Raw genomic sequence first — 20,213 nt, forward strand, 5'->3', positions numbered from 1 at the left:
TAGGTGGGCGCTGCGCTGCCCCCGGAGCTGTTGGGACTGCGGCCGCGCCCGAGCCACCGAAGCGATCCCGAGGAGCCTGCCCACATGGATGCCGTCACCCAGGTGCCCGTCCCCGTCAACGAACCCGTCTTCGACTACGCGCCTGGCAGTCCCGAACGCGCCTCGCTCGAGGTCGCGCTCGCCGAGCTGGGCAGCGCGAGCATCGACCTGCCCCACACCATCGCCGGCAAGCGGGTCATGGGCACGGGCAAGAAGATCGAGGTGCGGCAGCCGCACGCCCGTCGCAAGGTCCTCGGCACGATGCGGAACGCGACCGTCGGCGACGCGCAGGCGGCGGTCGACGCGGCCAAGGCGGCGGCCCCCGGGTGGCGCGCGCTGTCCTTCGACGACCGGGCGGCGATCCTGCTCAAGGCGGCCGAGCTGCTCTCCGGACCGTGGCGGGCCCACCTCAATGCCGCGACGATGCTCGGCCAGTCCAAGACGGCCTACCAGGCGGAGATCGACGCGGCCTGCGAGCTCATCGACTTCTGGCGGATCAACGTCCACTTCGCGCGCCAGATCCTCGCCGAGCAGCCTCCCCTCAACTCCAAGGGCATCTGGAACCGCACCGACCACCGCCCGCTCGAGGGGTTCGTCTACGCGATCACGCCGTTCAACTTCACGGCCATCGCGGGCAACCTCCCCACCGCGCCGGCCCTCATGGGCAACACCGTGGTGTGGAAGCCGAGCCCGACCCAGCAGTTCGCCGCCAACCTGACCATGGCGCTGCTCGAGGCCGCTGGGATGCCGCCGGGTGTCATCAACATGGTGACCGGTGACGGCCTCAACGTCTCGAAGGTCGCGCTCGCGGACCCCGACCTCGCGGGCATCCACTTCACCGGGTCGACGCCGACGTTCCAGCACCTCTGGCAGGAGGTCGGCGCCAACCTGCCGAACTACCGCACCTACCCGCGCCTGGTGGGCGAGACCGGGGGCAAGGACTTCATCCTCGCCCACCCGTCGGCCGACCCGGATGTGTTGCGGACGGCCATGGTTCGCGGCTCGTTCGAGTACCAAGGTCAGAAGTGCTCGGCTGCCTCACGTGCCTATGTGCCGCGGTCGCTGTGGAAGAAGATCAAGGCGGACCTGGTGTCGATCACCAACGGCCTGAGCCAGGGCGACGTCACCGACCTGTCCAACTTCATGGGCGCGGTCATCGACGAGCGGGCCTACGCCAAGCACAGCGCGGCGATCGACCGGGCCCACGCGACTCCCGGGGTGGACGTCGTCGCCGGCGGCACCTATGACGACAGCGAGGGCTGGTTCATCCGCCCCACGGTCCTGGAGATCGACGACCCCACGGACGAGTCGTTCAAGACGGAGTACTTCGGCCCGATCCTGTCGGTCCACGTCTACCCGGACCGCCAGTACGACAAGGTGCTCGACCAGATGGAGAGCTTCGCGCCGTTCGGCCTGACCGGCTCGATCATCGCCCAGGACCGGATGGTCATCGCCGACGCCACGCACCGGCTGCGCTTCGCCGCGGGCAACTTCTACGTCAACGACAAGCCGACGGGCGCCGTCGTCGGGCAGCAGCCGTTCGGTGGTGGACGGGCATCGGGCACCAACGACAAGGCCGGCGCCGCCCAGAACCTCCTGCGCTGGACCAGTGCCCGCTCGATCAAGGAGACGTTCAACCCGCCCACCGAGCACGCCTACCCCCACATGGGCTGACTTTGCCGCAGCCCTTTACGCCTCCCCCTTTATCGGGTCTAGGGGGAAAGTTGCGCTTCACCCGACAAGCGTTCTCGGGTGAAGCGCAACAAAGTCCCTCAACCCGATAAAGGTGAGGTATGCCGCGTGGTCGCCACGCGGCATACCTCACGCTCGCGGCCTGCCGGCGTGAGCTCAGCGGGCGAGCCACTCCTGCGCGGTCGTGGCCTCGATGTCGATGGCTTCCTCGATCGGCGGGGCGGCGGCCTTCTCGATCTTGCCGCCGATCAGCGGGATCTTGGCCTTGAGCTCGGCGTCGAGCTGCTCGACGGTGCCGGCACCGCCGGGAGCGATCGCCAGCGTCCCCGTGAGGGCGATCGGAGCGCCGGCCACGGCCATCGCGACGGTGCCGCGACGGCTGCCGTCGGCCGACGCCGGGCCCCAGTCCTGCGTCTCGGTGACCTTGAGGGTTTCGCCCACCATCGACTTCGCGAAGTCGGGCAGCCCGTCGCTGGGCAGGATCCGCATGGTGGTGATGACGGTGTGGTCCCCGACGCTCTCGACGTCTGCAGAGTGCTTGATGGCTGCAGTGGCGGCACATTTCGCCTCCTGGAACTTCACGTCCGACAGGACCGAGAAGACCTCCTGCGGGGTGGCGGCGTACTCGATCGACTTGGCGATCTTCATGCGTCTTCTCCTGTCACGGGAATGGCTGCCCACCATGCGGCGGACGTCGCGTCGTCAGCGTAGCCACGTCACAGTCGGGACCGCGACGAAGCCTGCCGCAGCCGCACCTGCTGGCCCGGCACGAGCTGGGCGGCCGCATCGGCCGAGTGGGACGTGAGGACGCCGACGACGGGGTAGCCGCCGGTCACCGGGTGGTCGGCGAGGAAGAGGACGGGTTGCCCGTCGGCCGGCAGCTGGACGGCACCGCGGACGACGCCCTCGCTGGGCAGCTCTCGATCCTCGAACCCGGCCGCACGAGTCAGCGTTGGTCCGTCCAGTCGTACCCCGACGCGGTCGCTCGCGGCGTGGACGCGCCACGTGGGCTCGGTGAGGGCAGCGAGGTCGCCGAGCCAGTCGCTCCGCGGCCCCGGGGTCACCTCGAGGGTCGCGGCCCCGGCGGCAGGCGGAACCACCGGGGCGACGTCGACGAGGAGTTCGCCCAGAGGAGTCCCGACCGGGAGCAGGTCGCCGTCCCGAAGCGGCGCGGGACCGATGTCGGAAAGCGTGTCGTACGAACGGGATCCGAGGACGGATGGCACCGAGACGCCGCCGCGGACGCTCACGTAGGTGCGTATCCCTGTGGTCGGGCGGCCGACCCGCAGCACTGAGCCGTCGCGCACGAGGAACGGCGCGGCATACCCGACGGGTGTCCCGTCCACGCTGGCGGTGCCCGGCGCACCTGTCAGGACCATCGTGACGCTGCCGTGCGCGCGCAGGGTGAGCCCACCGTGGTGGCACTCCAGCGCGGCGCAGTCGGTGGGTTGGCCGAGCAGCCGCGCACCGAGGGTGAAGGCGCCGAGGTCGGCAGCGCCCGACGGGCCGACGCCGAGGGACGCGAGGCCGGGTCGACCCAGGTCCTCGACGAGCGTGAGCGGCCCCGCCGCCGCCACCTCGAGGTGGGCGTATGCCGGGTGGTCGACGCCCGTCACCGGTCACCTCCCGCATCGACGAACCTGACCCGCAGCCCTGGTCGCAGCAGTGCCGGGGGATCCCGGTCGAGGTCCCAGACGACCAGGTCGGTGCGGCCGATGAGCTGCCAACCACCGGGGGACGACCGCGGATAGATGCCGCTGAACTCGCCCGCAAGTCCGACGGCGCCGGCGGGCACGCGGGGCCGAGGGGTCGCTCGGCGCGGGACGTCCAGCCGCGGGTCGCCGTCGACGAGGTAGGCGAAGCCGGGGGCGAACCCGGCGAAGCCCACCCGCCACTGCCGACCGGTGTGCGCGCTCACCACCTTGTCGGGTGTCAGGCCGGTCAGCGCGGCCACGTCGTCGAGGTCGGGTCCGTCGTAGTGCACCGGGATCTCGACGACACTGAAACTGTCGTCGGGGTCCGTAGGTGCGGGCCCCGATGACAGCTCCGGACCCCGAGGTCCGGCCAGGAGGCGGTCGACGTCGGCACGCACGGCAACCAGGTCGCGGGCCGAGGCCGTGACCAGCAGGAGCGTCCGCGCCCCGACCACGGCGTCGAGCAGGCCGGGTGTCCGGTCTCGCACCCACAGCCGGTGGTGCAGCGCGAGCACGTCGTCGAGTGAGTCGACCTCGACGAGGACCGCGTGCTCGCCGCTCGGCAGCACCCGCCCGGTCACGACGCCCTAGCCGGCGACCGCGACGAACGGCGCCAGTGTGACCCCGGCGGCTTCGAGGCCGGCCCTCACCGCGGTGGCCATCGACACTGCTCCCGGGCTGTCGCCGTGGACGCAGAGCGAGGCCGCGTCCACGCGCAGGGACGCCCCGTCGCCCGTGTCGACCTCGCCGGTGACGACCAGCCGCACCGCCCGCGCCGCGACGGTCTCGGGGTCGTGCAGCACGGCTCCCTCCCGCCCGCGGGGGACCAGGGTGCCGTCAGCGAGGTAGGCACGGTCGGCGAAGGCCTCGGTGACGGTGGCGAGCCCGGCAGCCTCCGCCAGGCGGAGCAGCACCGAGCCGGGCAGCCCGAGGACTGGCAGGGACGCGTCGACCCTGCGGACGGCCTCGACCACGGCGGCGGCCTGGGCCTCGTGGTGGACCAGGGCGTTGTAGAGCGCCCCGTGGGGCTTGACGTAGCGCACGACCGTGTCGGCGGCCGCGCAGACGCCCTGCAACGCACCGATCTGGTAGATCACGTCGGCCATCAGGTCAGCGGGATCGAGGTCGATGAACCGGCGACCGAAGCCCGCGAGGTCGCGATAGCCCACCTGCGCCCCGATGACCACCGAGCGCTCAGCGGCCTGCTCGCAGACTCGGAGCAGCCCGCGAGGGTCGCCGGCGTGGAAGCCGCACGCGACGTTGGCGCTCGTGACCACGTCGAGCATCGCCTCGTCGTCGCCGAGGGTCCACCGCCCGAACGACTCCCCGAGGTCTGCGTTGAGGTCGATGGTCGTCACCGGCGCAGCGTTCCGGCGTGGGTGGCGAGCACACCCTGCGACTCGCGCAGGGTCGCGGCCAGCCGTTGGCGGCGCTGTCCGACCATGGCGGCCACCGCGTCGAGCTGGGCCTGCAGCTGCTCGCGCTGGGCGTCCAGGCGCGCACTCGTCGGGCCGTCCGCGACGCCGCTGACGCCCCACGCGGCCGCGAGCTCGCCGTCGGTGACGCGCAGCCCGGCTGCCTCGGCGCGGTCGGTGAGCAGGCGACTCTGGGCGACGGCTTCGGCCAGGTCGCTGGCGTGGGCCTGGAGGACCGTGCCGATGCGGTCGACCTCGCGGGCCGCCGCAGCCGCCGCGGCGTCGAGGAGGTCGACCCGGCGTCGGGCCTGCACGAGGACCGGGCCAGGGCGAGGGCCGTCCCCGTTGTCGAAGGCGTTGTCGATGGCGTTGTCGAAGGTGTTGCCGAAGGCGTCGTGGGCCGCTCGGCCTGCGGTGCGCAGTCGGGTGGCCAGCTGCCGCAGCGTGCCGCCGAGCCGGGAGCACGAGGCCGGGTCGCCGCTGACCGTGCCTGTCATCGGGACACCTCACCGGAGGTGCGCGTGGACCGGGTGGACGACTCAGCGATGGCCCTCGAACCGCCTGTGTTCAACGCGGCGACCCGCAGCACGTCGGCCAGGTCGGACGCGGTCGCATCGATCTCTCGCAGCAGGTCGGCTGCCTGCTCCACCCAGCCGTCGAGAGCCGCCTGGGTCTCACGGTCGCCGACCTCGGGGAACTGCGCGAGAACCTCCTCCGCGCCCCCTCTGGCGCACTCGCGCAACGGCCCGAGGGCCGCGCCGAGGGAGCGGAGACGGTCGGGATCGACCGGGGCGGGCGGCATACCCATCACTGTAGTGAGGTCATGGCAACGGCCCCCGGAGATACCCACATGCTTACGAGTGGGCACTCCGGGGGCCGTTCATCACGAACTGAGTCCGATCAGTACCAGTGCTTCCGGCCACCGATGGCCCGACCGGTGCCACCGAGGACGGCCAGGACGAGCCCGACGACGATGAGGATGGCGCCGATGGTCACGAGGATCTTGAGGCTGGAAACCAAGAGGCCAAGAATCAGCAAGACGATGCCGAGGACGATCACGTGGAGCTCCTTCTGTTCGTGTTGTGCAAACACCCCACCTCACCACAGATTCGGAAAAAACACACCTTGACCTGCGCAAACTTGCTGCTGGAGGGGCGCAAGGGACGGGGTATGCCGCGTGCGGGCACCGAGCGATAGTCTCGGTTGCGGCGCACATCGTGGTGCGGCCACGTGCATGACGATCCACCGTGCATGACGAACCACCGAGCATGACGATCCACGTGAGGGTGAAGTCGACAGCCATGTCCGCGTCGTTGGAGCAGTCCCGTCAGCAACTCCTGCACACCGCCGCCGAGCGCGCGGACCATGGGGGTGGTGAGGCGGTCGAGCAGTTCCTGCGGACCTACTACCGGCACGTGGCCACCGAGGACCTCCTGGCGCGGGCGCCCGAGGACCTGCTGGGTGCCGCGATGGCCCACCGCGAGCTGGCCCAGGACCGCCCCGTCGGCACGGCCAAGGTGGAGGTGTTCAACCCGGAGGTCGAGGAGCAGGGCTGGGCCAGCGGGCACACGGTCGTGCAGATCGTCACCGACGACATGCCCTTCCTCGTCGACTCGGTGAGCGCCGAGCTCCAGCGGATGGAGCGCTCGGTGCACCTGGTCGTGCACCCGACGATGCGGGTGCGCCGCACCGCGACGGGTGAGCTCGAGGAGCTCGTGCTGGGCGACGCCGACGGGACCTCGACGTCGGGGGCGAGCGGCTCTCGTGGGAGCGGTTTCGGGTTGGTGCGCGAGTCGTGGATGCACCTGGAGATCGACCGCGACAGCGACCTGGCACAGCGCGCCGACGTGGCCGAGGGACTGCGCCGGGTGCTGGGCAACGTCCGTGAGGCGGTCGAGGACTGGCCCAAGATGAAGGCGACCTGCTCACAGGTGGCGCAGGACCTCGTCGACTCCCCGCCGGCCGGCATACCGGCCGACGAGGTGGCGCAGGCTCACGGGCTGCTCGAATGGCTGGCCGACAACCACTTCACCTTCCTTGGCTACCGCGAGTACGCCCTCGACCGGGGCGCCGACGGCGACCGGCTCGAGGCCGTCCAGGGCACCGGGCTGGGACTCCTGCGCTACGACCGCCCCGGCGAGGGCGTGCTGCTCAGCGAGCAGGCCAGGACCGTTGCCAGGGCTCGTGAGCTGCTCATCATCACCAAGGCGAACTCACGGGCGACGGTGCACCGCAACACCTACCTCGACTACGTGAGCGTCAAGCAGTTCGACGACTCGGGCGAGGTGACCGGCGAGAAGCGCTTCCTCGGCCTGTTCACCTCCAGCGCCTACACCGAGTCCGTGACCCGCGTGCCGGTGCTCCGTGACAAGGTCGCCGCGATCTTCCAGCGCACCGGGTTCCTCTCCGACTCGCACTCGGGCAAGGACCTGCTCGAGGTGCTCGAGAACTACCCGCGCGACGAGCTCTTCCAGGCCGAGGAGGAGTCGCTCTACGACAACGCGACCTCGGTGCTGCACCTGCAGGAGCGACGCAAGACCAAGCTCTTCCTGCGACGAGACCGGTTCGGCCGCTACGTCTCGTGCCTGGTCTACATCCCGCGCGACCGCTACAACACCGCAGTGCGACTCAAGATGGAATCCATTCTGCGGCAAGCTTTTCCGGGCGCCACGGTGGACTTCACGACCCGGGTCTCCGAGTCGGTGCTGGCCCGGCTGCACTTCGTCGTCCGGGTGCCGGCGGGGGAGTCGATCCCGTCCATCGACGAGGCGGTGCTCGAGCGCCAGCTGGTCGACGCCACCCGCACGTGGGACGAGGACCTCAGCGAGGCCGCCCGTTCCGAGCATGGTGAGGAGGCCGCCGCACGCCTGGCAGGTCTCTACGGTCGCGCCTTCCCCGAGGCCTACAAGGAGGACTTCACCTCGCGCATCGGGGTGGCCGACATCCGCCACATGGATGCGCTCGAGAGCGACGACTCGACCGGGCTCAACATGTACCAGGAGCCCGGCGCCCCGGCCAACGAGCGTCGCTTCAAGCTCTACCGCCGCAGCCCCCTCTCGCTGACCCAGGTCCTGCCGATGTTCACCCACATGGGGGTCGAGGTCGTCGACGAGCGGCCCTACGAGATCTCCCGCGGTGACGGCGTGGACCTCTGGGTCTACGACTTCGGCCTGCGGGTGCGCAACGACAAGGTGTGGTCCGGAGACGGTGGGCGTGACCGGTTGCGCGAGCTGTTCCAGGACGCGGTCGGGGCGGTGTGGCGCGGCCAGGCCGAGTCCGACGGCTTCAACGCGCTCGTCCTCGGGGCCGGGCTGACTTGGCGCCAGGTGGTCATCCTGCGCACCGTCGCCAAGTACCTCCGCCAGACCGGTTCGACGTTCTCCCAGGACTACGTCGAGTCCGCGCTCGCATCCAACCTCAAGCTCGCAGGCAAGCTCGTGGCCCTCTTCGAGGCCCGCTTCGACCCGAGCCGGTATGCCGGTGCGGCAGGTCCCGAGCGCGAGGCCGCCCAGAACGCGTTGTGTGACCGGATCACCAAGGACCTCGATGACGTCAAGAGCCTTGACCACGACCGGATCATCCGCGCCTTCCTCGGCGTGATCACGGCGACCCTGCGCACAAACTTCTACCAGGCCGACGCGTCGGGCGCGGAGAAGACCTACGTCTCGATCAAGCTCAACCCCAAGAAGGTCCCCGACCTGCCGGCCCCGCGGCCGCAGTTCGAGATCTTCGTCTACTCGCCCAGGGTCGAGGGCGTGCACCTCCGGTTCGGGCCGGTCGCCCGCGGTGGGCTGCGCTGGTCGGACCGCCGGGAGGACTTCCGCACCGAGGTGCTCGGGCTGGTCAAGGCGCAGATGGTCAAGAACGCCGTCATCGTGCCGACCGGCTCCAAGGGCGGCTTCTACGCCAAGCAGCTGCCCGACCCCACCGTCGACCGGGATGCCTGGCTGGCCGAGGGGATCGGGTCCTACAAGGTCTTCATCTCGGGTCTGCTCGACCTCACCGACAACCGCGACGGGTCGCAGATCGTCCCCCCGGCGTCGGTGGTGCGGCACGACCCCGATGACTCCTATCTCGTGGTCGCTGCAGACAAGGGGACGGCGACCTTCTCCGACATCGCCAACGGAGTGGCTCAGTCCTACGGCTTCTGGCTCGACGACGGCTTCGCGTCGGGCGGGTCCGCCGGCTACGACCACAAGGCCATGGGCATCACGGCACGCGGCGCCTGGGAGTCGGTCAAGCGGCACTTCCGCGAGATGGGCCACGACACCCAGACCCAGGACTTCACGGCCGTCGGGATCGGCGACATGTCGGGCGACGTCTTCGGCAACGGCATGCTGCTCTCCGAGCACATCAGGCTGGTCGCTGCGTTCGACCACCGCCACATCTTCGTCGACCCCGATCCCGTTGCGGCCACGAGCTTCCCGGAACGCCAGCGGCTGTTCGACCTGCCCCGCTCCTCCTGGGCCGACTACGACACGTCGCTGATCTCCGCTGGCGGTGGGGTTTTCGACCGGTCGCTCAAGTCGATCGCCATCACCCCGGAGATGACCGAGGCGCTGGGCCTGCCCAAGGGCGCCACGACGATGACCCCTGCGGCGCTGATGAAGGCGATCCTGCAGTCGCCGGTCGACCTGTTGTGGAACGGCGGCATCGGCACCTACGTCAAGGCCGTCAGCGAGGGCAACGCCGACATCGGCGACCGCGCCAACGACGCGATCCGCGTCGATGGCGGGCAGCTGCGCTGCAAGGTCGTCGGCGAGGGCGGCAACCTCGGCCTCAGCCAGCTCGGCCGGATCGAGGCAGCCCTGCACGGCGTGCGGGTGAACACCGACGCCATCGACAACTCGGCGGGTGTCGACACCTCGGACCACGAGGTCAACATCAAGATCCTGCTGACCGCGCTGGTCAAGGCGGGCGACATGACGCTCAAGCAGCGCAACACCCTGCTCGCGTCGATGACCGACGACGTCGCCCACCAGGTGCTGCGCGACAACTACGAGCAGAACGTCCTGCTGGGCAACGCCCGCGCCCAGGAGCACCCGATGCTCCCGGTCCACCAGCGACTTATCCACTGGCTCGAGGAGCGCGGCGACCTCGACCGGGCCCTGGAGTTCCTGCCGACCGACACGGAGATCGACCGGCGCTTCGCAGACGGCCTCGGCCTGAAGTCACCGGAGTTCTCGGTGCTGGTGGCCTACGCCAAGCTGGCCCTCAAGGAGGACCTGCTGCCGTCGGAGCTGCCCGACGACCCGTGGTTCCAGGCGACGCTGACCGACTACTTCCCGGCGGCGCTGCGCGAGCAGTTCGCCGGTGAGCTCGCCGAGCACCCGCTGCGCCGGGAGATCATCACCAACTCGGTGGTCAACTCGATGGTCAACCGTGGCGGCATCACGTTCGCGTTCCGCGCGATGGAGGAGACGGGTGCGACGCCGGAGCAGATCGCCCGGGCGTTCGTCGTCTGTCGCGAGATCTTCGACCTGCCGAGCTTCGTGCACGAGGTCGAGGGCCTCGACAACGTCGTGTCCACCGACGTACAGAGCCAGCTCTACCTCGAGTTCCGGCGCTTGATCGACCGGTCGATGCGGTGGTTCCTCACCTCGCGGCCCTCGCGCCTCGACGTCGCCAACGAGGTGGCCCGGTTCGGCGCGGTGGTGGGTCAGTTCGCCCCGCAGATCCACGAGCTGCTCAAGGGTGCCGAGCTCAAGCGCCTGCAGCGCAACGCCGCCGGCCTCGAGAAGCTGGGCGTGCCGGAGACCCTCGCGCTGAAGTCCGCGAGCCTGCTCGACCAGTTCTCGCTGCTCGACATCGTCGACATCGCCACCGACACGGGGGAGGCGCCGACCGATGTGGCGCCCCTCTACTTCGTCCTCTCGGAGAGGTTCGGCATCGACGCGATGCTGACGCGGGTCACCAACCTGCCGCGTGACGACCGCTGGGACGCGCTGGCGCGCGGCGCGCTGCGCGACGACCTGTATGCCGTGCTGGAGAGCCTGGTGCGGTCCGTGATCGACGCGTCGACGTCGGGTGCCACGCCCATCGAGCGCTACGAGCAGTGGGCCAAGGCCAACGCCGAGAGCCTGACCCGTGCCAGGACTGCCCTGTCCGGCATCGAGCGGCTCGACAAGCCCAACATCGCCGCGCTCTCGGTGGCGTTGCGCACGCTGCGTTCGGTGATCCGCTCGGGGGCCGCAAGCTCCTGACGGCCTCCCGGCCGCTGACCCGGTCTAGGGGGTCAGCGCGGCGACGACCCACCCGACGACGACCAGGGCCACGCACAGGGCGGCGAGGCCGAGCCCCACCCAGAGGCACCCCATGCCGGGGCGGGGCTGCTTGGCGAAGCCGATGTTGCCCTTGGCGAACTGGTGCAGGGGCGAGGCGTACCAGACCTCGACGACCTGGCCGGGCGCCACGGTGGTGTCGAGAGCAGCCTGGCCATAGGTCCGCATCCACTGCGCCTCCATGTCCAGGTGGTTCGGCCCCGCGTAGACCGCCAGGTCCTGGGTGCCGTAGCGAGTCGGCACGGGGTACCCGTTGATGCGCAGCGTGGGCGTGAGGGCGTTGCTCGTCATCACGTTGCCCTGGATCGTGAGCCGGATGGTGCCCAGCGGCGCAGCCGGCGGAACGGGAGGCTGGTCGGTCATGGTCCGCGAGACTAGGCCGAAATGGTCGGCGATGAGGCGTGATCGTGCGGTTAGGGTGACCGGGATGACGGCTGAGCTGACGATGAGCCAGGTGATCCTGGTGACCCGCTACCCGGTGAAGTCGATGGGCGGCGAGCCCCTGTCGACCGTGGAGGTCGGACCCGCTGGCCTGCTCCCCGACCGGGAGTACGCCGTCTACGGAGCGGACGGCAAGCTCGCCAGTGGCAAGCACTCCCGACGCTTCCGCCGGATGGACGCGGTCTTCGACCTCGTCGCGGCCAAGCGCGGCGAAGACATCGTGGTGACGCTGGCTGACGGGAGAGAGGTCGTTGTCGGACAAGGAGATGCGGACACGGTCCTGTCCGAGCACTTCGGCGAGCCGGTCACCCTGCGACGCGAGACCGACGTCAGGCACCAGGACCAGGCCCAGCTGTCCATCGTCGGCAGCGCGACCCTCGTCGAGCTCGGTCGACACGAGGGCGACGGACGGCCGCTCGACCCGCGTCACCTGCGGGCCAACGTCGTGGTCCAGACCACCCGGGCGTATGCCGAGGAGGACTGGATCGGCCACGACGTCACCATCGGGGCGGTGCGGGTGCACGTCGCCGAGCCGATCGAGAGGTGCCGCATGGTCGGGGTGGCGCAGGTCGGCCTCGCGCCCCGCGACGGCATGCTGAAGGCGATCAGCGACCACCACTATCTCAACGCCGGGTTGTACGCCTCGATCCTCGCGCCCGGCACGATCTCGGTCGGGGACCCCGTCACCGTCGACTGACGCGCGAGCGGCTCGCGGGTGGCTCGCGGGCGGGCGCGGGGAACTCGAGCGGTGCCGATTAGGCTGCCCGCGTGCCCACCCTCAACGAGGTCCTCCAGTCCGCGACCGACCTCGCGCCCGCCGAGGTCGAGTGGCTGCAGCTGCTCGTCGGTGACTGGCAGCTCATCTCCGACCTGTCGTTCGCCGACCTCGTGCTGTGGGTGCCGGGAGGCATCGAGGGCTGGCTTGCTGTCGCCCACGTGCGCCCGACGACGGGGCAGATGGTCTTCTTCGAGGACGTCGTGGGCCGTCGCACCCACCGCGGCCGGCAGTCGCTGCTCGACCAGTCCTACCTCGACCAGCGGATCGTGCGCGAGAAGGACCCGATCTTCCGCGACGACATGCCGGTCCGCGAGGAAGCCATCCCCGTCGTGCGGGGAGGGCGCGCGCTCGCGGTGATCACGCGGCATACCAACCTGGCGGCGATGCGGACGCCGAGCCGGCTGGAGCTGACCTATCAGGCGCTCGCCGATGCGTTGGCGCGGATGATCGCGGCGGGGGAGTTTCCCAGCACCGCCGCGCCCACCGGGCAGCGGCGGGGCGCGCCGCGGGTGGGGGACGGCGTGATCCGGCTCGACGTCAACGGGATCGTGTCCTACGCGAGCCCGAACGCCCTCTCGGCCGTCCACCGTCTCGGGCACGTCGGCGACGTCATCGGCGAGCTGCTGGCCCAGGTCGTCGCAGACCTGCTGCGTGACGAGTCACCGGTCGACGAGTCGCTGGCGCTCGTCGTGACCGGGAGGGCGCCGTGGCGCACGGAGGTGACGTCGCGCGGTGCGAGCGTGTCGATGCGCGCGATCCCGCTCACCGAGGGCGGCAACCGGGTCGGTGCGCTCCTGCTGCTGCGTGACGTGTCCGAGCTGCGGCGCCGCGAGCTGGAGCTGCTCACCAAGGATGCGACGATCCGCGAGATCCACCACCGGGTGAAGAACAACCTCCAGACCGTCGCGGCCCTGCTGCGGCTCCAGGCACGGCGACTGCCCGAGGGGGAGGCCGGCCGCGCAGCGCTCGAGGAGGCGGTGCGACGGGTGGGGGTGATCGCGCTGGTCCACGAGACGCTGAGCGCGGGTTTCGACGAGACGGTGGACTTCGACGACATCGCGGTGCGCGGGCTGCAGGCCATCACCGAGGTAGCCAAGGTCGAGCATCCGATCACGTCCGAGGTGCGGGGGTCGTTCGGCACGCTGCGCGCAGAAGACGCGTCTGCGCTCGCCATGGTGATGTCCGAGCTGGTCCAGAACGCCGTCGAGCACGGCCTGGCCGAGACCGGAGGGGGCACCGTCGAGGTCGAGGCGCACCGCACGACCGACGACCGCGGCGACGAGCTGCTCACGGTGACGATCACCGACGACGGCGCGGGTCTGCCGGACGACTTCAGGCCGGGTGGCTCGGGGCTCGGCACCCAGATTGTCCAGTCGCTCATCCAGGACCTGCGGGGCCGGATCACCTGGGAAGCAGCAAAGCCGCACGGGACGCAGGTGCGTTTCATCGCGCGGCTTCGGCCACTGGGGAGGGAGTTCGCCTGAGGGCGGTCCCTGTTCTGTGCAGTTGACGGGGTGCAGTTGTGGTGCCGCTGTGGCCGCCGMCGCGAGTCGGCGGAGGAAGGCTCGGGGTCAGCCGGCGCGACGGGCGCGAGCGTTGCGACGCTTGAGGGCGCGGCGCTCGTCCTCGGACATGCCGCCCCAGACGCCGGCGTCCTGACCGGACTCGATGGCCCACTTGAGGCACACGTCGACAACGGTGCAGCGTCGGCACACAACTTTTGCTTCCTCGATCTGGAGGATCGCTGGGCCGGTGTTCCCGATGGGGAAGAACAGCTCAGGGTCCTCGTCGAGGCAGGCAGCGCGGTCGCGCCAGTCCATGAAGATCGTGCTCCTTGCGGTGACAGGGGGGTCGCGTCGGTGTGGTGGGCCCTGGGTTGCGGACCTCACGGCACGGACGCGTCATTGCGGGGTGTGCGGGGTCGTGCACCTGAGAGTCAGGGCCGACCGGCAAGACTAGCCGACCCAGATCCACACAGGGCGAAACACGTGCGCACCCATTTTGGTGGGGTGGACGCACTTCTGCCAACGGGTTGCCGGGTGTTTCTGTTCCAGCGTCACAGATCCGGCTCAGTTTCGGGCGGCTGAGCACAAGATATCCCCCGTGTAACAGTGAGGTGTTGGTCACATGTCGGACGCGTCCGCCTCAGCGAGGGCCTTTCGCGCGTCCGAATCCCGGTCACCGGTGCCCACTGGGTGGCCTCAGCGGTGCCCTGTGTGGCATGGCTGGCCCGCCACGGCGGACCTGAGGGCGCCTTCGGTATGCCGCGTGCGCGCCGCCGGCACGCGGGCCTAGCCTGAGTCCCGTGACCAGTCCGGCCCCTGCCCAGTCCCGCCCGCGCGATGTCTTCCGCTCCGTGGCGGCGGGGGTGTGCGCCGTCGAAGTTCTGGCGCTGCTGGGGTTCGTCGTGTTCTACCTGTGGGAGCTGACCCAGGACTCGGGGGGTGACGTCGCGCGCGTGGTCATGTCGGCGGTGCTGATCGCCGTGTTCGCCGTCGGGATCGGGGCGCTGGCCCGGGGCTGGGTGCGCGGCGACAACTGGCCGAACACCCCAACGGTCGTCTGGAACGCGCTGCTGCTGCCTGTCGGCTGGAGCCTGGTGCAGGGCGACCGCGGTCTGGTCGGCGCGCTGGTCATCGTGGTGGCACTGGTCGGCATCGTGGCGGCGATCCGTGCCGACACGACCGAGGCCGAGGACGTCGCACCCGACTGAGCCGGTGCGGCGCTCGGGGGGTCTTGATTGAAGGATCCCGTGCGCCAAGATCCACGCGATCCTTCAATCGGCAGCGTGTGGGGCGCCTGGCCGCAGCAGTGCTTCGCGTCAGGCCGCGTCAGGGGCCGGCGTGATCCGCAGCATCACGCGCTGAGGCGCCCCGCGGCGGAGCAGTCGCTCGATGCCCATGACGAGGCGGTACTCGAGCCCGTACTTGGCGCCCATCACCTCACCGAGCCGGTTCATCGCGTGAGGGCCCTCGACCACCTCGGCCACGCCGGCGACCGGTGGGGCAGACGTGTCGACGGTCCCGCGACGGCTGGACGGCTGGAGCTCGATCCGCTCGTCGTTGCGGACCCGCTTGACCTTGCCGCTGCCACTCGGTGTCGTCACGACGAGCGAGTCGCCGTCGCGGCCGACCCACACGGTGGTGGGAACCCCCACGCCGGACTTGCGGAACGTGGTGAGGGCGACGAACTTCTCGTCGCCTAGCGCGGCCAGGTCAGGGGTGAGAGTCACCTCCTGACCGTAGTCGCCCCGGACCGGCCGGGCGCACTGGGCAGGCTGGGGCCCGTGACAACCTCCGCGTCGACGGCCCGGTCGACGGCCCGGTCGGGGGTCTGGTCGGAGGTCTGGTCGGGGGCCTGGTCGGGGGCCTGGTCGGCAACCGCGACCTGCAAGGCAGTCGCGACCCCGTTGCGGACGAGGTAGCCCCGACCTGGAACAGCAGCGCGGTCGATCGGCACCCGCACCCCGAACACGTCCGCCTCGGCCGAGCTCGCCGGTCCCAGGAGGACCCCGGTACGGTGTCGCGCCAGCTCCACGGCGAGGCCGCGGTACTGCGCGGACAGCGCGCTGGCATCGGCTCCGGCCACCACCAGGCCACCGTCGCGGTCGACCACGGCCGCCACCTGCTTCACCGCGGTTTCGACAGCGGAGTCGAGCAGCCCCTCCGCGTTGTCCACGAGCACCGCCAGGTCGGGCACCACCCGACGCAGCGCGACCAGCTCTTGAGGCTGCGTCGGGTCCTCGCACCACAGGACCTTGGGGTCGCGGCGAACGGCGCCCCAAGGACCCGCTCGGGTCGCGACAACGGCGACACGACGCCCCCGCCTCAGCAGTTCGGTGGCGATCATGACCAGCGTCGTCGACACGCCAGTTCCGTTGCTGCCAGCCACGATCCAGCGACGGCCATCTCGAGCGGGTGACAGGCTCAGCACTCCGAGCTCATCACCGCCGAGACCGATCGGCATCAAGTCGTTGTGACCGGAGGGTCTCGGCAGGGACGCGGCATCCACCCGCTCGGGGAGGGCGTCGACCCGCCACGGCTGGTGGGTCGGGCACCCTCCGTCAGCGATCGGGGCCACTGAACGTGCAGCGCTCGTCGCGACGTCGGGGGTCTGAGCCGGGAGGTCCGGCGTCCCCGCGCGAGGCTGCCCTCCTAGCGTCCCTCGTGGCGTTCGTCGCGGCGACGCGAGGGCGAGCTGGACCTCGGTGCCGCCCTGCAGGGCGCCACGGCCGGGTGGCTGGGATCTGGGCACGGACCTGGTGGGGAGGCCGGCGAGGGACAGGTCGGTTGGGTCGGCAAGCCTCAGCAGGACGCGATGGGTCATGGCTGAGGCGGCCCGGCCGACCAGGAGGGCACGATCTCCCGCCACCGCGGCAGTGAGCCCGAGCCCGGCCCCCTCCCGAAACAGCCCCAACAGTCTCTCCACCAGGGTGCTGTGGTTCACCTCGTCCGTGCGCTGGGCCAGCACGTCCCAGTCGTCCACGACGACCAGCAGCCCGGGTGGCGCAGCGTCGTCCTCCGACTGCCACCAGGCGGCCATCGTGGCGTGGCCGCTCGCGGCGAGTCGTTGTCTGCGGTCCGCCACGTCGCTCGACAACCTCACGACGAGGCGCTCGAGCCTGGGAAGGTCGTCCCACCCGACGTGTGCGCCGCAGTGCGGCAACCCCTCGAGTTCCGACAGCGAACCTCCGCTCACGGCATACAGGTGCAGGCGGGTGTGGTCGAGCGCGAAGGTGGCGCCGAAGGCGACGGTGAGCAGGGCACTGGTGCGTCCGCTTCCCGAGGTCCCGACGAAGCCCCAGTGACCCGGCGCGGCGAGGTCGACCTCCAGCGGTAGCTGTCGCTGTGCCGCAGGCTCGTCCACGAGCCCGATCGGAATGCGGTACCCGGACCCAGCCGGCAAGGACTCCACGTCGAGCCGCGCCGGCAGCGGAGGCAACCACGGGCTGGGGGCCGGGCGGGCGCCGACCTGGTCCGCAGCCTCCGCAACGGCCTTGACGACGGAGACGAGGTCAGAAGGCCCGGCCTCCTGGTCGCCCGGCGCCACGGGCCAAGGGCCCGCCGCGCGGTCCCATTCGATGGCCCTGATGCGTATGCCGCGGGGCTCGGCCGGGCGGGACCGTCCGCCCGCGTGAGCCGACTGGAAGGTCACCAGCGGACCACCTCCGGCGCGGGCGAACCCACGACCGGGCACCGCGCGGTCGAGACCTGCGGCGTCAGGGACATCGATGACGTCGTCGGAGTCGGTCCGGTCACGGACCCGAAGGGCGATGCGGAGGTTGACGTTGGCCTTGATGTCGGCCGTCACCACTCCCGCCGGCCGTTGCGTGGCAAGGACGACGTGGACGCCGAGCGACCTGCCGAGGGCGGCGACGCGGACCATGCCGTCGACGAACTGGGGGAGCTCTTCGGCCAACGCCCGGAACTCGTCGACGACGATGACAAGTCGCGCGAGGGGAGAGCCCGCCGAGTTCGACGACGACTGGTAGGCAACGAAATCGGTGACTGCAGCCTCGGCGAGCAGTCGCTCACGCCGTTTGAGCTCCGCCAGGAGCGACGCGAGGGCGCGGTCCGCAAGGTGGTCGTCCAGGTCGGTGACGACACCGGCCACATGGGGCAGCGCGTCGCACTCGCGGAACGCCGCGCCGCCCTTGTAGTCGATGAGGACGAACGAGACGTGCTCGGGACGGTTGTGGAGTGCGAGGGAGGCGACCAGGCTCCGCAGCAGCTCTGACTTGCCGGCGCCGGTCGTGCCGGCCACGAGGATGTGCGGTCCGTCCACGGCCAGGTCCACGGTGAACGGGCCGTCGCTGGTCACGCCGACGGGCACCGCCGTCCGGTGTGGTCTCTGGGCCCAGGTGTGAGCCACTGCGGCCGACGTGGGGCCCGTGGCGTCGATGCGTGCGTCGCGAAGGGACGGGCCCAACAGCTCGGAAAGACCAAGGTGGTTCGGCAACGCACTCTCCTGACCTCCCGGTGTCGCATCACGCAGCGGAGCGAGGCCACGGCTGAGTCGGTCGGCCCACCAGGCGCCGGTCCGGTCCACGACCAGGTCCGTGGCTGCACCACCCGGGAGGTGCAACGAAGCTTGGGAAGGTGTGGTCAGGTCGAGAACCCCTCTCGCCTCGGAGGGGAGCCCGGCTCGATCCTCGGTGAGGGCGAGGACGCAGATCCCGACGGACGGACCGTGCTCGAGCACCTCCGCGAGGTCGGGGAGGCCACGCAGGGCCGAGACTCCGTCAAGGACCACCACGGTGCGAGGGCCGGACCACCGACCCGCGGCGTAGGTGGGCGCCGAGCGGCGCGCACGGACTCGTTCGGCCAGTTCGACGACAGCCGCGCGAGCGGTGGCATCGGCGTCCAGGCCGCTCACCCAGTGGTGGCTCGGACTGCCGTCGGGTCGGCGGACGTGGGGGAGCCGACTCAACCACGACCAGGCGGCGTCGGCTCGCACGCTTCCTGCGACGAGCCTCAGGTCGAGGTCGAGCGGGGAGTGCAGCGCGGCGAGCTGGCCCAGGACCACTCGCAGCAGGGCCATGACAGCGCCGCGCTCACCGCAGACACCCAGGATCCCGATGTCGGCCAACGACAGGGCGCACGGAACCCGTTCCAGCGCAGGGTGTTCCGGGCTCTGGTCGCCGGGCGGTCGAATGACGCGCAGGGTCGCGGGCGTCGTGCACTGGCCGATGCTCACCGTGAGCGCATCAGCGTCACCGCGACGTCGCTCCCACAGACGAGACCCCGGCATCGTCGCGATCAGGAGGGTCCGGGACGGGTCGGGCAATGCTCGTCGCAAGGAGCGCGCCTCCTCGGCGCAGGCCGCCGCGAGGCGCTCGTGGGAGGCGACGAGGTGACGTTCGTATGCCGCGTGCTCCGCGGCATACGTGCGCCTGCTCCCGACGCGGTCACTCAGGGCCGTGCCCGCCATGAGAAGGGGGCTCATCACTGCGAACGCGAGCATCATCGGACCGAAGAAGATCGCCATCACGGCAGCGAACGGGACAGGGAGCAGCATCGCGATCCAGGGCACGCGGGTGCGGCCGGGTTGGTCTGGTGGTGAAGGCAGGGCGATGGACACGGGAGCGGCCGGCGAGAGCAGGCGGGGTCGTCTGTTGACGGCGCGGGTCCCGTCGGGTCGAGGACGTAGGGCGGCCGGGACCGCGCCTGCCGGACGCAGGACCAGCACGGTGTCGCCGACCTGGACGGTCGCACCGACCGCCAGGGGAACGGGTTCGGCGCCGACCGGGACGCCACCGAGGTAGGTGCCGTTGGTCGACCGCAGGTCGGCAAGGGTGATGCCGTCGGCCGTCACCCGGATGGCAGCGTGGAGCCGAGAGATGCGCTGGTCGTCGATACCGATCGTCGCCTCGTCGGAGCGCCCCACGGTGTGGTACCCCGGTGCGAGTTCGGCCGTCCGGCCCGCGTCGGGTCCATGGGCGATCGCCAGGGCCACCGGAGTGCCTGGAGAACTGCTTGCCAGGGGCCCGGCCGAAGGCCTGGAGCCGAGGGCGATCGCCGCCCCGTCGACGAGCAGGTCGCGGCCCAGCAGGGTGCCATCCGCGATGAGGGAACCGCCGACCCAGACCACGGGGTCCTGCAGCTCGTCGGGTGGCTGGTCAGCCACGAGGTCCGGCACGAGGTCCGCCACGAGGTCCGCAAGGGCGACGGCAAGGTCGTGCGACGTGGCATCCACGGGAGCCTCGACCTCGACTTCGAGGGGGGAGGGCGATGGCGAGGCCGGCCCTCTGGGGCGGCGCACCACGGTCAGCTGCAATCGCATCGCTCGACCGTAGGCACTGCGCAGAGTGGGCGGACGGGGTTGCCCACCGCTGTGGACGCCGGAGGCCGCCCTGAAAGGTTACCCGCTAGTA

General features: G+C 70.7%; 16 protein-coding genes. 5 read left to right on the top strand and 11 right to left on the bottom strand.

All coding sequences use genetic code 11. From position 1 onward, the window contains the following. Positions 1–84: 84 nt before the first annotated feature. Positions 85–1,713 (top strand): L-glutamate gamma-semialdehyde dehydrogenase, encoded by a 1,629-nt coding sequence (gene pruA / locus AC1DYG_RS12785; RefSeq protein WP_477640237.1) that lies wholly within the window; start codon positions 85–87, stop codon positions 1,711–1,713. Positions 1,714–1,887: 174 nt separating this feature from the next. Here pruA and AC1DYG_RS12790 read toward each other — a convergent pair whose 3' ends face one another. From AC1DYG_RS12790 to AC1DYG_RS12820, 7 genes are all read right to left on the bottom strand, one after another. Beyond that, positions 1,888–2,379 carry a DUF2505 domain-containing protein gene (locus AC1DYG_RS12790; RefSeq protein ID WP_477640238.1) on the bottom strand — a complete coding sequence of 164 codons (492 nt, stop codon included), beginning with the start codon at positions 2,377–2,379 and terminating at the stop codon, positions 1,888–1,890. 68 nt (positions 2,380–2,447) lie between these two features. Continuing rightward, on the bottom strand, positions 2,448–3,347 hold the full coding sequence (locus tag AC1DYG_RS12795) for a 5-oxoprolinase subunit C family protein (RefSeq protein ID WP_477640239.1): 900 nt from the start codon (positions 3,345–3,347) through the stop codon (positions 2,448–2,450). Continuing rightward, entirely contained in the window at positions 3,344–4,006 is a 663-nt protein-coding gene (locus AC1DYG_RS12800) for a 5-oxoprolinase subunit B family protein (protein WP_477640240.1), read from the bottom strand. Before AC1DYG_RS12800 ends, AC1DYG_RS12795 begins: the two co-directional genes overlap by 4 nt. A 6-nt stretch (positions 4,007–4,012) precedes the next feature. After that, positions 4,013–4,783, bottom strand: a complete 771-nt coding sequence (locus tag AC1DYG_RS12805; protein WP_477640241.1) for a LamB/YcsF family protein — start codon at positions 4,781–4,783, stop codon at positions 4,013–4,015. Further along, entirely contained in the window at positions 4,780–5,337 is a 558-nt protein-coding gene (locus AC1DYG_RS12810) for a hypothetical protein (RefSeq protein ID WP_477640242.1), read from the bottom strand. Before AC1DYG_RS12810 ends, AC1DYG_RS12805 begins: the two co-directional genes overlap by 4 nt. Then, the gene (locus tag AC1DYG_RS12815; protein ID WP_477640243.1) at positions 5,334–5,642 is read right to left on the bottom strand and encodes a hypothetical protein; all 309 of its coding nucleotides are present in this window, start codon (positions 5,640–5,642) and stop codon (positions 5,334–5,336) included. The genes AC1DYG_RS12810 and AC1DYG_RS12815 overlap by 4 nt, the downstream gene beginning before the upstream one ends. 98 nt (positions 5,643–5,740) lie before the next feature. Continuing rightward, positions 5,741–5,899, bottom strand: coding sequence for a DUF6131 family protein (locus tag AC1DYG_RS12820; protein ID WP_477640244.1), 159 nt, complete (start codon positions 5,897–5,899; stop codon positions 5,741–5,743). A 209-nt stretch (positions 5,900–6,108) separates the two neighbouring features. On the opposite strand from AC1DYG_RS12820, the gene AC1DYG_RS12825 reads away from it, so the two are divergent. Next, positions 6,109–11,043 carry an NAD-glutamate dehydrogenase gene (locus AC1DYG_RS12825; RefSeq protein WP_477640245.1) on the top strand — a complete coding sequence of 1,645 codons (4,935 nt, stop codon included), beginning with the start codon at positions 6,109–6,111 and terminating at the stop codon, positions 11,041–11,043. A gap of 24 nt (positions 11,044–11,067) precedes the next feature. Here the strand turns inward: AC1DYG_RS12825 and AC1DYG_RS12830 are convergent, their stop codons facing one another. Then, positions 11,068–11,484, bottom strand: a complete 417-nt coding sequence (locus AC1DYG_RS12830) for a hypothetical protein (protein WP_477640246.1) — start codon at positions 11,482–11,484, stop codon at positions 11,068–11,070. 64 nt (positions 11,485–11,548) lie between these two features. Between AC1DYG_RS12830 and AC1DYG_RS12835 the strand changes: the two genes are divergently transcribed. Both AC1DYG_RS12835 and AC1DYG_RS12840 read left to right on the top strand, forming a co-directional pair. After that, the gene (locus AC1DYG_RS12835; RefSeq protein WP_477640247.1) at positions 11,549–12,259 is read left to right on the top strand and encodes an MOSC domain-containing protein; all 711 of its coding nucleotides are present in this window, start codon (positions 11,549–11,551) and stop codon (positions 12,257–12,259) included. 71 nt (positions 12,260–12,330) lie between these two features. Then, positions 12,331–13,824 (top strand): sensor histidine kinase, encoded by a 1,494-nt coding sequence (locus tag AC1DYG_RS12840; protein ID WP_477640248.1) that lies wholly within the window; start codon positions 12,331–12,333, stop codon positions 13,822–13,824. An 87-nt stretch (positions 13,825–13,911) separates the two neighbouring features. Here AC1DYG_RS12840 and AC1DYG_RS12845 read toward each other — a convergent pair whose 3' ends face one another. Next, entirely contained in the window at positions 13,912–14,160 is a 249-nt protein-coding gene (locus AC1DYG_RS12845) for a WhiB family transcriptional regulator (RefSeq protein ID WP_477615057.1), read from the bottom strand. A gap of 485 nt (positions 14,161–14,645) precedes the next feature. Between AC1DYG_RS12845 and AC1DYG_RS12850 the strand changes: the two genes are divergently transcribed. After that, complete coding sequence (locus AC1DYG_RS12850; protein ID WP_477640249.1) at positions 14,646–15,053, top strand: hypothetical protein; 408 nt, start codon at positions 14,646–14,648, stop codon at positions 15,051–15,053. Positions 15,054–15,161: 108 nt separating this feature from the next. On the opposite strand, the gene AC1DYG_RS12855 is transcribed toward AC1DYG_RS12850, so the two are convergent. Continuing rightward, positions 15,162–15,572 carry a PPOX class F420-dependent oxidoreductase gene (locus tag AC1DYG_RS12855; protein ID WP_477640250.1) on the bottom strand — a complete coding sequence of 137 codons (411 nt, stop codon included), beginning with the start codon at positions 15,570–15,572 and terminating at the stop codon, positions 15,162–15,164. Continuing rightward, positions 15,569–20,122 (bottom strand): FtsK/SpoIIIE domain-containing protein, encoded by a 4,554-nt coding sequence (locus tag AC1DYG_RS12860; RefSeq protein ID WP_477640251.1) that lies wholly within the window; start codon positions 20,120–20,122, stop codon positions 15,569–15,571. The genes AC1DYG_RS12855 and AC1DYG_RS12860 overlap by 4 nt, the downstream gene beginning before the upstream one ends. Positions 20,123–20,213: the final 91 nt, after the last annotated feature.

This window comes from Pedococcus sp. P1_H8, assembly GCF_056405175.1.

Excerpts from the sequence above, each read along its gene's own strand:
- pruA (WP_477640237.1), top strand. The coding sequence starts at position 85 with ATGGATGCCGTCACCCAGGTGCCCGTCCCCGTCAACGAACCCGTCTTC.
- AC1DYG_RS12790 (WP_477640238.1), bottom strand. The coding sequence starts at position 2,379 with ATGAAGATCGCCAAGTCGATCGAGTACGCCGCCACCCCGCAGGAGGTC.
- AC1DYG_RS12810 (WP_477640242.1), bottom strand. The coding sequence starts at position 5,337 with ATGACAGGCACGGTCAGCGGCGACCCGGCCTCGTGCTCCCGGCTCGGC.
- AC1DYG_RS12815 (WP_477640243.1), bottom strand. The coding sequence starts at position 5,642 with ATGCCGCCCGCCCCGGTCGATCCCGACCGTCTCCGCTCCCTCGGCGCG.
- AC1DYG_RS12825 (WP_477640245.1), top strand. The coding sequence starts at position 6,109 with ATGACGATCCACGTGAGGGTGAAGTCGACAGCCATGTCCGCGTCGTTG.
- AC1DYG_RS12830 (WP_477640246.1), bottom strand. The coding sequence starts at position 11,484 with ATGACCGACCAGCCTCCCGTTCCGCCGGCTGCGCCGCTGGGCACCATC.
- AC1DYG_RS12835 (WP_477640247.1), top strand. The coding sequence starts at position 11,549 with ATGACGGCTGAGCTGACGATGAGCCAGGTGATCCTGGTGACCCGCTAC.
- AC1DYG_RS12845 (WP_477615057.1), bottom strand. The coding sequence starts at position 14,160 with ATGGACTGGCGCGACCGCGCTGCCTGCCTCGACGAGGACCCTGAGCTG.
- AC1DYG_RS12860 (WP_477640251.1), bottom strand. The coding sequence starts at position 20,122 with ATGCGATTGCAGCTGACCGTGGTGCGCCGCCCCAGAGGGCCGGCCTCG.